The organism is Streptomyces roseoviridis, assembly GCF_039535235.1.
Lineage (GTDB): Bacteria > Actinomycetota > Actinomycetes > Streptomycetales > Streptomycetaceae > Streptomyces > Streptomyces roseoviridis.
Map to the genome: position 1 here is coordinate 5090545 of NZ_BAAAWU010000001.1, position 12342 is coordinate 5102886.

At 72.4% G+C, this 12342-nt stretch carries 13 protein-coding genes; 12 read left to right on the forward strand and 1 reads right to left on the reverse strand.

The window, feature by feature from the left end; all coding sequences use genetic code 11:
* Positions 1 to 42: 42 nt before the first annotated feature.
* The 8 genes from rfbA (at position 43) to ABD954_RS23010 (ending at position 8065) form a co-directional block, all read left to right on the forward strand.
* Positions 43 to 921, forward strand: coding sequence for a glucose-1-phosphate thymidylyltransferase RfbA (gene rfbA / locus ABD954_RS22975; protein ID WP_345488365.1), 879 nt, complete (start codon positions 43 to 45; stop codon positions 919 to 921).
* A gap of 19 nt (positions 922 to 940) precedes the next feature.
* Positions 941 to 1546, forward strand: coding sequence for a dTDP-4-dehydrorhamnose 3,5-epimerase (rfbC, locus tag ABD954_RS22980; protein WP_345488367.1), 606 nt, complete (start codon positions 941 to 943; stop codon positions 1544 to 1546).
* A gap of 233 nt (positions 1547 to 1779) precedes the next feature.
* Positions 1780 to 2769 carry a UDP-glucose 4-epimerase GalE gene (galE, locus tag ABD954_RS22985; RefSeq protein WP_345488369.1) on the forward strand — a complete coding sequence of 330 codons (990 nt, stop codon included), beginning with the start codon at positions 1780 to 1782 and terminating at the stop codon, positions 2767 to 2769.
* Positions 2770 to 2865: 96 nt separating this feature from the next.
* Positions 2866 to 3987 carry a glutamate 5-kinase gene (gene proB, locus ABD954_RS22990; protein WP_382745804.1) on the forward strand — a complete coding sequence of 374 codons (1122 nt, stop codon included), beginning with the start codon at positions 2866 to 2868 and terminating at the stop codon, positions 3985 to 3987.
* A gap of 235 nt (positions 3988 to 4222) precedes the next feature.
* Complete coding sequence (locus tag ABD954_RS22995) at positions 4223 to 4702, forward strand: hypothetical protein (protein WP_345488373.1); 480 nt, start codon at positions 4223 to 4225, stop codon at positions 4700 to 4702.
* 233 nt (positions 4703 to 4935) lie between these two features.
* Entirely contained in the window at positions 4936 to 6219 is a 1284-nt protein-coding gene (locus ABD954_RS23000; protein WP_345488375.1) for a glutamate-5-semialdehyde dehydrogenase, read from the forward strand.
* 89 nt (positions 6220 to 6308) lie between these two features.
* Positions 6309 to 6860 (forward strand): SCO2584 family spore wall biosynthesis protein, encoded by a 552-nt coding sequence (locus tag ABD954_RS23005; RefSeq protein WP_345488377.1) that lies wholly within the window; start codon positions 6309 to 6311, stop codon positions 6858 to 6860.
* A 122-nt stretch (positions 6861 to 6982) separates the two neighbouring features.
* On the forward strand, positions 6983 to 8065 hold the full coding sequence (locus tag ABD954_RS23010) for an SCO2583 family membrane protein (RefSeq protein WP_345488379.1): 1083 nt from the start codon (positions 6983 to 6985) through the stop codon (positions 8063 to 8065).
* Here ABD954_RS23010 and ABD954_RS23015 read toward each other — a convergent pair.
* Positions 8050 to 9186, reverse strand: coding sequence for a M48 family metallopeptidase (locus ABD954_RS23015; RefSeq protein ID WP_345488381.1), 1137 nt, complete (start codon positions 9184 to 9186; stop codon positions 8050 to 8052). The two genes, ABD954_RS23010 and ABD954_RS23015, sit on opposite strands and share 16 nt — an antisense overlap.
* A 128-nt stretch (positions 9187 to 9314) precedes the next feature.
* Here ABD954_RS23015 and ABD954_RS23020 point away from each other — a divergent pair, with 128 nt between their 5' ends.
* From ABD954_RS23020 to ABD954_RS23035, 4 genes are all read left to right on the forward strand, one after another.
* Entirely contained in the window at positions 9315 to 9614 is a 300-nt protein-coding gene (locus tag ABD954_RS23020) for a hypothetical protein (protein WP_345492655.1), read from the forward strand.
* A gap of 82 nt (positions 9615 to 9696) precedes the next feature.
* Positions 9697 to 9864, forward strand: coding sequence for a hypothetical protein (locus tag ABD954_RS23025; RefSeq protein WP_345488383.1), 168 nt, complete (start codon positions 9697 to 9699; stop codon positions 9862 to 9864).
* A 53-nt stretch (positions 9865 to 9917) separates the two neighbouring features.
* Complete coding sequence (nadD, locus tag ABD954_RS23030) at positions 9918 to 10538, forward strand: nicotinate-nucleotide adenylyltransferase (protein WP_345488385.1); 621 nt, start codon at positions 9918 to 9920, stop codon at positions 10536 to 10538.
* 19 nt (positions 10539 to 10557) lie between these two features.
* Entirely contained in the window at positions 10558 to 12267 is a 1710-nt protein-coding gene (locus tag ABD954_RS23035; protein WP_345488387.1) for an LCP family protein, read from the forward strand.
* Positions 12268 to 12342: the final 75 nt, after the last annotated feature.

Here is a 12342-nt window from a genome sequence, read left to right on the forward strand (position 1 = left end):
GGTGGCGGGCGGCCCCGCGGGCCTGCCGTAGGCTGCGTGCCCATGCGTGGAATTTTGCTCGCCGGTGGTACCGGCTCCCGACTGTGGCCGATCACCCGGGCCGTGTCGAAGCAGCTGATGCCGGTCTTCGACAAGCCGATGATCTATTACCCCCTGTCGACCCTCGTGATGGCGGGGCTCCGGGAGATTCTGATCATCACGGGCCCCGAGGAGCGCCCGCAGTTCGAGCGGCTTCTGGGCGACGGGTCCGATTTCGGGCTCGACATCCAGTTCGCCACTCAAGATCACCCGAACGGAATTGCCGAGGCATTCGTCATCGGTGAGGAATTCATCGGCGACCAGCCCGTGGCGCTGATCCTCGGCGACAACATCTTCCACGGCGTCGGCCTCGGCCGGCAGCTCGCCCGCTACAGCGAGCCCGAGGGCGGCGTCGTCTTCGCCCACGCCGTCTCCGACCCCACCGCCTACGGCGTCGTCGACTTCGACGAGCAGGGCCGCGCCCGCTCCATCGAGGAGAAGCCGAAGAACCCCAAGTCCCGCTACGCGGTGCCGGGCCTCTACTTCTACGACAGCCGGGTCGTCGAGATCGCCAAGGGCCTGAAGCCCAGCGACCGCGGCGAGCTGGAGATCACCGACGTCAACAAGTACTACCTCGACCGCGGCGAGCTCCAGGTCTCGGTCCTCGACCGCGGCACCGTCTGGCTGGACACCGGCACCTTCCAGTCCCTCGTCCAGGCGTCGGAGTACGTCCGCGTGGTCGAGGAGCGGCAGGGCATGAAGATCGGCTGCCTGGAGGAGGCCGCCTGGCGCGCCGGCTTCATCGACGACGCGCAGCTGCGCGCCCTCGCCGAGCCGCTGACCAAGAGCGGTTACGGCGACTACCTGCTGAACCTGCTCGCGTACGAGGCCGAGAAGGCCTGAGAGAGGACGGATCGGTCCCATGAAGGTCAACCCGCTGGGCATCGAGGGTGCCTGGGAGTTCGTCCCGCAGCAGCACGGTGACGCCCGAGGTCTGTTCCTCGAGTGGTACAAGGCCGACGCGCTCGCCGAGGCCGTCGGGCACCCGCTCGGACTGAAGCAGGGCAACCTGTCGGTGTCCGCCGCCGGGGTCGTGCGCGGCATCCACTTCGCCGACGTCCCGCCCGGCCAGGCCAAGTACGTGACGTGTGTGCGCGGCGCCGTGCTCGACATCATCGTGGACGTACGGGTCGGCTCGCCGACCTTCGGCCGCTGGGAGGCCGTGCGCCTCGACGACCAGGACCGCAAGGCGGTCTACCTCTCCGAGGGCCTCGGCCACGGCTTCTGCGCGCTCACCGACGACGCCACCGTCACCTACCTCTGCTCCGAGGGCTACGCGCCGCAGCGCGAGCGCACGGTGTACCCGCTCGACCCGGAGATCGGCATCGAGTGGCCGGTCACCGGTGAGCCCGAGCTCTCCGCCAAGGACGCCCAGGGCCCGACCCTGGCCCAGGCCCGCGAGGCGGGGATCCTGCCGGTGTACGAGGAGTGCGTGGCGTTCCGCCGCTCGCTGGCGGACCGGGCCTGAGGCGCCGCCGCGCACCGGCTCGGGGCGCGCCCGTGACCGGCCCGGGGTGCCGCGTGCTCCCGGTCGGGGTGCCGTCCGCCACCGGCTCGGGGCGCGCCCGTGACCGGCCCGGGGTGCCGCGTGCTCCCGGTCGGGGTGCCGCCCGCCACGGGCCCGGGGCGCTGCCCGTGACCGGCCCGGGGTGCCGCCCGGACCGGGGCGGGGCCCCGGGCCGTTCGGGTTAGGCTGCCCGAATGACGTGGCTCATCACCGGCGGTGCCGGATACATCGGTTCCCATGTCGTCAAGTCCATGACCGGGGCCGGTGAGCGGGTGGTCGTCCTCGACGACCTCTCCAGCGGCGACCCGGCCAGAGTCCCGGCCGGCGTCCCGCTGGAACGGGGCAGCGTCCTCGACCGGCCCTTCCTCGACCGGGTCCTGCGCGACCACGCGGTCCGGGGCATCGTCCACCTCGCCGCGAAGAAGGCCGTCGGCGAATCCGTCGAGCGCCCCCTCCTCTATTACCGCGAGAACGTCAGCGGCCTCCAGGTCCTCCTCGAAGCGGCCGCCGGCGCCGGCGTCGACCGCTTCGTCTTCTCCTCCTCCGCCTCCGTGTACGGCACGCCCGACACCGAGCTGGTGACCGAGGACACCCCGTGCGCGCCGCTCAGCCCGTACGGCGAGACGAAGGTCGCGGGCGAGTGGATGGTCCGCTCCGTCGGCCGCGCGCACGGCATGGCCACCGCCTGTCTGCGCTACTTCAACGTGGCCGGCACCGCCGCGCCCGCGCTCGCCGACACCGGTGTCTTCAACCTCGTGCCGATGGTCTTCGAGCGCCTCGACGCCGGGCTGCCGCCGCTGATCTTCGGCGACGACTACGCGACGCCCGACGGCACCTGCGTCCGCGACTACATCCACGTCGACGACCTCGCCGACGCCCACCTGGCCACCGCGCGCCGGCTCACCGAGCTCGCCGCCGCGGGCGACTTCCGCGACCTCACCCTCAACATCGGCCGCGGCGAGGGCGTCTCCGTGCGGGAGATGATCGACCTGATCCGCGAGGTCACCGGCCGGACCGTCGAGCCCGAGGTCGTCGCCCGGCGGCCCGGAGACCCGGCGAAGGTCGTCGCCTGCGCCGAACGCAGCGCCGCCGAACTGGGCTGGAAGGCCCGCCACGACGTGCGTTCCATGATCGCCTCGGCCTGGCGGGCGCACACCGGGAGCGCTGTCCAGCCGACGGAATAGACGGGCGGCGCCCGGTGCTGCTCGCGTAGATTGCCTGGCGAGCGAGCGCACGAGCGCGACGGCACGAGCGAGAGCATGACGGCGAGGACGACGCAGGTGACACAGGCCAGGCAGTACGTGACGGAAGCCCGCAGGATCGTGGTGAAGGTCGGCTCGTCCTCGCTGACCACCGCCTCCGGCGGCCTCGACGCCGACCGCGTGGACGCCCTCGTGGACGTTCTCGCCAAGGTCCGCAGCGGCGGCGAGAAGGAGATCGTCCTGGTCTCCTCCGGCGCCATCGCCGCCGGCCTCGCACCGCTCGGCCTCACCCGCCGGCCCAAGGACCTCGCCCGGCAGCAGGCCGCCGCCAGCGTCGGCCAGGGTCTGCTCGTCGCCCGCTACACCGCCTCCTTCGCCCGGTACGGCATCCGCGTCGGCCAGGTCCTGCTCACCACGGACGACACCAGCCGCCGCGCCCACTACCGCAACGCCTACCGGACCCTCGACCAGCTGCTCGCCATGGGCGCCCTGCCGGTCGTCAACGAGAACGACACCGTCGCCACGGACGAGATCCGCTTCGGCGACAACGACCGGCTCGCCGCCCTCGTCGCCCACCTCGTCCGCGCCGACCTGCTCGTCCTCCTCTCCGACGTGGACGGGCTCTACGACGGCGACCCCTCCAAGCCCGGCACCTCGCGGATCGCCGAGGTCACCGGGCCCGGGGACATCGCCCACGTCGAGATCGGCTCGGCCGGCAAGGCGGGCGTCGGCACCGGCGGCATGGTCACCAAGGTGGAGGCCGCCAGGATCGCGGCCGCCGCGGGCATCCCCGTGGTCCTCACCTCCGCCAGCCGGGCCGCCGACGCCCTCGCGGGCCGCGACACCGGCACCTACTTCCACCGCACCGGCCGCCGTTCCGCCGACCGGCTGCTCTGGCTCGCGCACGCCTCGACCCCGCAGGGCGCGCTGACCCTCGACGACGGGGCCGTGCGGGCCGTGGTGGAGGGCAAGAAGTCGCTGCTCGCGGCCGGGATCGCCGCCGTCGAGGGAGAGTTCACCGCCGGTGACCCGGTGGAGCTGCGGGACACCGACGGCCGCGCCGTCGCCCGGGGGCTCGTCAACTTCGACGCCAAGGAGATCCCCCGGCTGCTCGGCCGCTCCACCCACGACCTGGCGCGCGAACTGGGCCCCGAGTACGAGCGCGAGGTCGTGCACCGCGACGACCTGGTCGTGATGTGACCCGCGCGTGTCACCCGCACGCACGTGACCGCACGCATGTGCCCCGGGCCCATGTGAACCGAAACGGCTGAAACTCTGGTCATCCGGTAGGGACCTTTACCAAAACCGCCCCATGCGCCGCCGCGGGCTGGTCAACTTTCTCTCGGGGGCAGGAGAGGGCGGGGACGACAACAGGCGCAGTACACGCAGCAGCATGCAGCAGCACGCAGCACAGGCATCACACAGGAGGCCGCCGGTGAGACGAGCGCGCCCAGGGGCCATGCCCCGCGGGACGGCCGAACGCGCCCTGACGAGCGTCGAGGCCGGAGCCGATTTCGACGGGTACGAGCGAGACGTGCCCGAGCAGACGGACGGGAGGACCCCCGAGCGGGAGCTGTCCAAGCTCTGGCACATCACCCTCAGCGTCTCCGGAGCGGAGGCCCCGCTGCAGGAGGTGCGCCGCGCCCTGGAGCAGCTGGCCCACGACCACCCCTTCCTGCTGACCAGCCGCTATGCCGGCGACCACGCCGAGATCCGCTACTGGGAGGAGGCCCGCGACCTCCACGACGCGGCGGCCGTCGCCCTGCGGCTGTGGGGCGAGCACCGGCAGAGCGCCAAGCTGCCGCCCTGGGAGATCGTCGGTCTGGAGGTCATCGACCGGGAGACCTACCACCAGCGCATCGCCGAGGGCTACGGCCCGCCGCCGGCCGCCCCGGTCGGCGTCCACCCGTACTGACGGGCCGACGGGCCGACGGGCCGACGGGCGCCGCGCCGCTGCCCCGGGCCCCGGAGCGGCCCGGTCCCGAGCCCGGCCGGGGCCCGGGCGGCGGCGTGTCCGGGAACCCGGCGGGGAGCCGGGCGGCGGGGTGTCCTGGAGCCCGGCGGGGAGCTGGGCCCGGACGTCTCGCAGTGCGGGACGGCGATGAGATACGTGAGGGATGTCCGCAGTGGTGCCAGTACCCTGCGGACATGACCTCGCTCATGCCCTTCGACAACATGTCCCCGGTCGCACAGGCCGCCTACCGGGCCCGCGCCGCGGCCGCCGAAATCGCGCCACTCCCGCGCGCGACGAAGGACGACGCCCTGCTGGCGATCGCGGACGCCCTGGAGGTCCGCACGGCCGAGATCGTCGAGGCCAACGCCGAGGACATCGCCCGCGCCCGGGAGGCCGGCACCAGCGAGGCCATCATCGACCGGCTCACCCTCACCCCCGAGCGGGTGCGGGCCATCGCCGCCGACGTCCGGCACGTGGCCGCCCTGCCCGACCCGGTCGGCGAGGTCGTCCGCGGCTCGACCCTTCCCAACGGCATCGACCTGCGCCAGATCCGCGTCCCCCTCGGCGTCGTCGGCATCATCTACGAGGCCCGGCCCAACGTGACCGTCGACGCCGCCGCCCTCTGCCTCAAGTCCGGCAACGCCGTCCTGCTGCGCGGTTCCTCCTCCGCGTACTCGTCCAACACCGCCCTGGTGAAGGTCCTGCGCGACGCCGTCGGAGGCGCCGGACTGCCCGCCGACGCCATCCAGCTCGTGCCCGGCGAGTCCCGCGACTCGGTACGCGAGCTGATGCGGGCCCGCGGCCTCGTCGACGTCCTCATCCCGCGCGGCGGCGCCTCGCTGATCAAGACGGTCGTCGAGGAGTCCACCGTCCCGGTCATCGAGACCGGCACCGGCAACTGCCACGTCTACGTGGACGCCGAGGCCGACCTGGACATGGCCGTCGACATCCTGGTCAACTCCAAGGCCCACCGGGTCAGCGTCTGCAACGCCGCCGAGACCCTCCTGGTCCACAAGGACATCGCCGACACCTTCCTGCCGAGGGCCCTGGACGCCCTGGCGGAGGCCGGCGTCACCGTCCACGCCGACGAGCGGGTCCTCGCCCACGCGGAGGGCGGCAAGGCCACCGTCGTCCCGGCCACACCGGAGGACTGGGAGACCGAGTACCTCTCCTACGACATCGCCGCCGCCGTGGTCGACTCCCTCGACAAGGCCGTCGAGCACATCCGGCTCTGGTCCTCCGGCCACACCGAGGCCATCGTCACCACCTCGCAGGCCGCGGCCCGCCGATTCACCCAGCTGGTCGACTCGACCACGGTCGCCGTGAACGCCTCCACCCGCTTCACGGACGGCGGACAGTTCGGCTTCGGCGCCGAGATCGGCATCTCCACCCAGAAGCTGCACGCCCGCGGCCCCATGGGCCTTCCCGAGCTCACCTCCACCAAGTACATCGTGACCGGCGACGGTCACGTCCGGTAACCGACGCCCCTCTTTCGGACGAAGGCCGAGGGCAGGGACAGTTCGCGCTCTCCCTGCCCAAAACCCCCTTCCCGGTCTACTCTGAACCCGTGCCGGACGACGTGGGGGGCAGGCCGTTTCAGGACGGCGGAGACCCCGAGGACTCTGTCGACCGCGGAGGCGCCCACGAGGATTTCGCCCCCGTGGTCTTCGACGAGGACTTCGTACGGGCGGCCGAGATCCACGAGCCGACCGCCGTCGAGCGGCTGCTCGCCGCGGCCCAGGCCCGCGCCGAGGCGGAGGCCGCCCGCGCCCGGGCCGTCGCCGGGCTCGCGGACGACGAGCCCTACGACGAGACCCACGACCGCGGCCGCTTCGCCGACGGCTACGACCCGGACGACGAGGACGACGAGTTCGGCCCCTACGGGCCGCACGGCGGCGCCCTGCGGCCCTACCGCGGCAGCGCCCGCTGGCACCGCCCGGTGGCCTGGGTGCTCGCCCTCGTGATGGGAGTCGGCATGGTGGCCCTCGCCTTCAGCGCGGTCTACCGCGGCGCCTCCGCCAACCGCCAGGACCGCGTCCCCCCGGCCACCACCGGCGTGGACAAGCCCCCTGCGGCCCCCACCGCGGCCGCCGTCCCCGCCGTCCCCGGCGCCCGCTAGAGCAGGCCCCCCGCGGGTCCGGGCAGGTCCCTCGCCCGTTCGCCGCAGCGGCGTCCGAAATCTTCCGAAGTTGTCGTGTACCTGGGCGTTTACCGGGACCCCCGCCGACCTACCCTGAAGGTATGGCAGGCCGTGGCGACCCGCCTGAGGGGACCCCCGAGGGTGTCCCCGGCGGTGAGGACGAGTACCGAGCCGTCGTCTTCGACGAGGCGTTCGTCCGCGCTGCCCGGCTCCAGGAGTTCTCCGCCCAGGAACGGATGGGAGAGCACGCCCAGGCGGTCCGCACCCTGCCCGCCCCGCAGAGCCGCGGCGGCGGCTCCCGGCAGGCCCTGCTCCTCGTCCTGCTGATCCTGCTGGCCTTCGGCACCGCGGTCTACCTCGGCGTCCGCAACCCCTACCAGCCGCCCGTCGACCAGCCGGCCGAAGCACTGCGCACCACACTGGTCCCGCTCGCCCCGCAGGGTCCCGTGCCGGGCGGCGAACCCGCCCGGCTCTTCGCCCGCAGCCCCGCCGCCGGACAACGCGTCGGCGCCGCGGGCATCACGCTCCCCCCGACCGGCCGCACCGGGCACTTCTCCGAGAACCAGGTCATGACCGCCCTCGGCATCGCCAAGGACTACCTGGTGGCCTCCTCCCTCGAACCCGGCGTCCTGACCGGCGCGACCGTCCGCCCGCCCCGCCTGCTCGTCGACCCGGACCAGCAGGAACAGTTCGACCGAAGCGTCGAATCCCCGAGGGACGACGGCCGGCACGCCGTCTCCGGCTGGCTGGTCCGCTTCGACCCGCGGCGCGTCACCCTCGCCGACCCGGCCGTCCGCGTCCAGGGCACCCTCCGCTTCGCGGAGATCAACACCGACCACCTGGAGGTCACGGCGGACCACACCTTCACCTACGCCGTCCGGCCCGCCGCCTCCGGCAGCGGCCCGGCCCCGCGGGCCTCGCTGTACACCGTCCACCGCGAGCTGCGCTTCCGCTTCGACCGCGAGGACCTGCGGATGCACCGCGCCGAACTGGTCACCAGCACCGTCCGGGCCGGCCCGCAGTCCTGCGACGGCGACACCACCGGCGCGCTGCGCCCGCTGCTGGCCGGCGAACGGGCCGCCGACCGGGACCGGCAGGCGGTCACCGACCCGTACGCCACGGACCGTCCGGCCACCGCCCCGCTCTGCGGCACCCTGGCGCCCCGCGCTCAGCCCTCGCCCTGACCCCGCTCGCCGGTCCCGTCGCCGGCCGGCCCGCTGTCGCCGCCCTGGGAGCCCTTGGCCCGCTGACCGCCGGTGTCGTCGCCGCCGTTGCCGCCGCCGAAGCGGCCGAACAGCTTCCCGCCGAGATCGCCCGCCAGGTCCCCGGCACCACCGGCTATGTCGGTGACCAGCTTCATCAGCGGATCCTTGCTGGTGCGCACCGACTCCGCGTAGTGCCGCCCGGACTCGCGGAAGGAATCGGTCACCGAGGTGTCCTTGTCCTCCGTGCGCTTCGGGTAGTGGCCGTCCATGATCCGCTGGAAGTCACGGGTCTCCGACCACTTCTTCAGCTCGGCGGCGCGCACCGTGGTGAAGGGGTGCGAGCGCGGCAGCACGTTCAGGATCTTCAGCACGGAGTCGCGCAGGTCGCCGCCCTTCTCGTACTCGTCGGCCTGGGCGAGGAACGCGTCCACGTTCATCTCGTGGAGGTGGTTGCCGCCCGCGATCTTCATCAGGCCGCGCATCGACGCCTGGAGGTCCTGGCCCACGAGGAGCCCCGCCCGGTCGGCGGACAGCTCGGACTTGCGGAACCACTCGCGCAGCGCGGTCACGATCGCCATGACGGCCACGTTCCCCAGGGGGATCCAGGCGACCTTGAGCGCCAGACTGGTGAGGAAGAGCAGGACCGTCCGGTACACGGAGTGACCCGACAGCGCGTGGCCCACCTCGTGGCCGACGACCGCCCGCATCTCCTCCTCGTCGAGCAGCTCCACCAGGCCGGTGGTGACCACGATGATCGGCTCGTCCAGGCCGATGCACATCGCGTTCGGCTTCGGGTCCTGCGTCACGTACATCGGCGGGACCTTCTCCAGGTCCAGGATGTAACAGGCGTCCCTCAGCATGTCGTTGAGGTGGGAGAACTGCGCGTCGCTCACCCGCACGGAGTCGGAGAGGAACAGCAGTCGCAGGCTGCGCTCGGGCAGCAGCCCGCTCAGCGCCTTGAACACGGTGTCGAAGCCGCTGAGCTTGCGCAGCGCCACGAGCGCCGAGCGGTCGGCCGGGTGCTCGTAGGCCCGCGAGGAGATGTCCGGGAAGCGCTTGCGCTGCCTGCCGGGCAGATTCCCCTGGTGGTTCTCGGTCATGGATGCCCCCTGTTCGTACGAGTCGGTGCTCGTCCCCCTGACGCGACCCAGCCTAGGCGAGGCGACTACCGTATGCCGGAGCCTGTGGATAACTCGGGCACCCTGGACAAGCGAGGAGCACCACCGCCATGACGGACACCGCGACCGCCGCCGTCACCGTCCTGCTCGCCGCGACGAAGGAGCAGGGCCCGGGCGACACGCTCCGGATCGTGCTCCTCGCCTCGATGGTGGGCGCGGTCCTCCTCGCCTGGTTCCTGCTGCGCGGCTATGGCAAGGGCGCGGACGGCGACCCGGGCGGCGGCACGGACGCAGCCCCTGGCAGCGGCCCGCACGGCGCCCCCGGCGGCAGCGCGACCGGCGGCCCGGACCGTCGCGCGGACCGCACCGGGACGAAGCCCGCCGACGGCCCCGGCGACGCCAACGCCTGAGTCGGCGTGAGCACGCCGCGACGTGCCGCATACGATGTGCGCGAAGTCTCGCTCCCATCCCCGATCGAAGGTCCTGCCGAAGATGAGCCTCCACGCCACTGCCGCCAACCTGGTCACGCTCGCCTCCGAGGGGGGCGCCGAGCACGGCGGCAACCACGAAAGCCTCAACCCGTACCTCACCGGTTTCGGCTCCCTCGCCGCCCTGCTCCTGCTGCTGTGGATCACGACCCGCTTCAACCGCGACCGCTGAGCCCCGAGGCCGCTGATCCGGCGTCCGCCGCCGTGCCAGTAGGCTCTGCACGCATGGGAGAGCAGGAAGTGCCTACTGGCGGTCGCGGCAAACGCCGCCTCGGCGTGATGGGCGGAACGTTTGATCCGATCCACCACGGACACCTGGTGGCCGCCAGTGAGGTGGCCGCCCTGTTCCACCTCGACGAGGTGGTGTTCGTGCCGACCGGGCAGCCGTGGCAGAAGAGCCACAAGGCCGTCTCGGCGGCCGAGGACCGCTATCTGATGACGGTCATCGCCACCGCGTCCAACCCGCAGTTCTCCGTCAGCCGCATCGACATCGACCGGGGCGGCCCGACGTACACCATCGACACCCTGCGGGACCTGCGCTCCCTCAACACCGATTCGGACCTGTTCTTCATCACCGGCGCCGACGCGCTCTCGCAGATCCTCACCTGGCGCGACGCCGAGGAACTGTTCGCGCTCGCCCACTTCATCGGCGTCACCCGACCGGGTCACGACCTCACCGACGACGGACTGCCCAAGGGAGGCGTGTCCCTGGTCGAGGTCCCCGCGCTCGCCATCTCCTCCACCGACTGCCGGGCACGGGTCGCCAAGGGCGACCCGGTCTGGTACTTGGTCCCGGACGGTGTGGTGCGCTACATCGACAAGCGCCAGTTGTACCGCGGCGAGTGAGCCTCGGGGAGGGGCACCGGTGAACGACCAGCAGAACCCGTACGACCCGTACTATCCGCAGCCGCAGATCATCGGCTACGACGAGTACGGGCAGCCGGTGTACCAGCAGCAGGTCCCGCAGCAGCACTACGACCCGTACGGGCAGCAGCACGCCCAGGCCCAGCCCCCGGCCCAGGACTACGGGTACGACCCGTACGGGCAGCAGCAGCCGGTCCAGCAGCCCCAGGCACCGCAGCAGCCGCCCCAGCACCACGTGCAGCCGCCCCAGCAGCAGGACTACGGCTACGACCCGTACGCCCAGCAGCCCGGCTACGACTACCAGCAGCAGTACGGCACCGGACAGCAGTGGGCCGTACAGACCGAGCCCGCTCCCACTCCCGCTCCGCCGGAGCCCGCCCCGGCGCCGGAACCCGCCCCGTCCGCCGCCGTGCCCGGGCCGCGCCCGGCGCCGGAGGACGACGGGCGCGCGTACCGCACCGAGCAGTTCTCGTTCATCGAGGAGCCCGACGAGGACTCCGAAGACGTCATCGACTGGCTGAAGTTCACCGAGAGCCGCTCCGAGCGGCGCGAGGAGGCCCGTCGCAAGGGACGCAACCGCGTCGTCGCCCTCGTCGTCGTCCTCGCGCTCGCCGTCGTCGGCGGCGTCGGCTACCTGTGGTCGGCCGGCCGGCTCCCCTTCACGGGCGGCGACGAGCAGCAGCGCAACACGGCCACCGGACCGCAGCAGCGGGACACCATCGTCGTCCACCTCCACCACACCAAGAGCGGCGGCACCTCCACCGCCCTCCTGGTGAACAACGCCACCACCAAGCAGGGCACCACCGTCCTGCTCCCCAACTCCCTCGCCGTCGCCGACGACGAGGGCGCCACCACCACCCTCGCCAAGTCCGTCGAGGACGACGGCTCCAGTGGCACCCGGGAGGCGATCGGCAACCTCCTCGGCGCGAAGATCGCGGGCACCTGGCGGCTCGACACCCCGTACCTGGAGAACCTGGTCGAGCTCGTCAGCAACATCGACATCACCACCGACACCGACGTGCCCGGCGAGAAGCCGGGCGCCGAGCCGCTGGTCAAGAAGGGCGAGAACCAGACGCTCAACGGCCGCGCCGCCGTCGCCTACGCCACCTACCGCGCGCCCGGCGAGGCCGAGGCCAAGCAGCTCCAGCGCTTCGGCCAGGTCATGTACGGCGTCCTGCGGAAGATCTCCGACGACCCCAAGGCCGCCACGGTCACCGTCGAGACCCTCGCGCAGATCCTCGACCCCTCCCTGCCCGAGAAGGACCTCGGCGCCTCCCTCGCCAAGCTCGCCGAACACGCCAAGGTCGGCGACTACAAGACCGCGCTGCTGCCCGTCGAGCCCGACGGTTCCCTCAGCGAGGCCACCGGCGACAGCGTGGTCGAGGACATCCTCGGCGGCAAGGTCAGCGCCCCGGAGCAGGGTGCGGCGACCCGGGTCGCGATCCGCGACGCCACCGGCGAGGACGCCACCGAGGCGGCCCGCGTGGTCCTGATCAACGGCGGCTACGCGGTGGTCGGCGGCACCAAGGCCGGCACGGAGGAGAAGTCCCAGGTCGTCTACGGGGACGACGCCCACAAGGCGACCGCCTCGGAGGTCGCCAAGACGCTCGGTCTGCCGGCCGGCTCCGTCACCAAGGGCAAGCCCGCCGGAAACGCCGAGGTCACCGTCGTCCTGGGCCAGGACTACAAGATCCCCGGCGCCGGCCGATGACTCTTCGATAATCCTTTTCGGGCCCGTCGGCGGTACATGAGACCCTTGAGGTGTCTCTGACCGCCGACGAAAGCC

Coding starts and splice junctions, on each gene's coding strand:
- ABD954_RS23020 (WP_345492655.1), top strand. CDS start 9,315: ATGACGGACACCGCGACCGCCGCCGTCACCGTCCTGCTCGCCGCGACG.
- rfbC (WP_345488367.1), top strand. CDS start 941: ATGAAGGTCAACCCGCTGGGCATCGAGGGTGCCTGGGAGTTCGTCCCG.
- ABD954_RS23015 (WP_345488381.1), bottom strand. CDS start 9,186: ATGACCGAGAACCACCAGGGGAATCTGCCCGGCAGGCAGCGCAAGCGC.
- galE (WP_345488369.1), top strand. CDS start 1,780: ATGACGTGGCTCATCACCGGCGGTGCCGGATACATCGGTTCCCATGTC.
- ABD954_RS23025 (WP_345488383.1), top strand. CDS start 9,697: ATGAGCCTCCACGCCACTGCCGCCAACCTGGTCACGCTCGCCTCCGAG.
- nadD (WP_345488385.1), top strand. CDS start 9,918: ATGGGAGAGCAGGAAGTGCCTACTGGCGGTCGCGGCAAACGCCGCCTC.
- rfbA (WP_345488365.1), top strand. CDS start 43: ATGCGTGGAATTTTGCTCGCCGGTGGTACCGGCTCCCGACTGTGGCCG.
- ABD954_RS23000 (WP_345488375.1), top strand. CDS start 4,936: ATGACCTCGCTCATGCCCTTCGACAACATGTCCCCGGTCGCACAGGCC.
- ABD954_RS23010 (WP_345488379.1), top strand. CDS start 6,983: ATGGCAGGCCGTGGCGACCCGCCTGAGGGGACCCCCGAGGGTGTCCCC.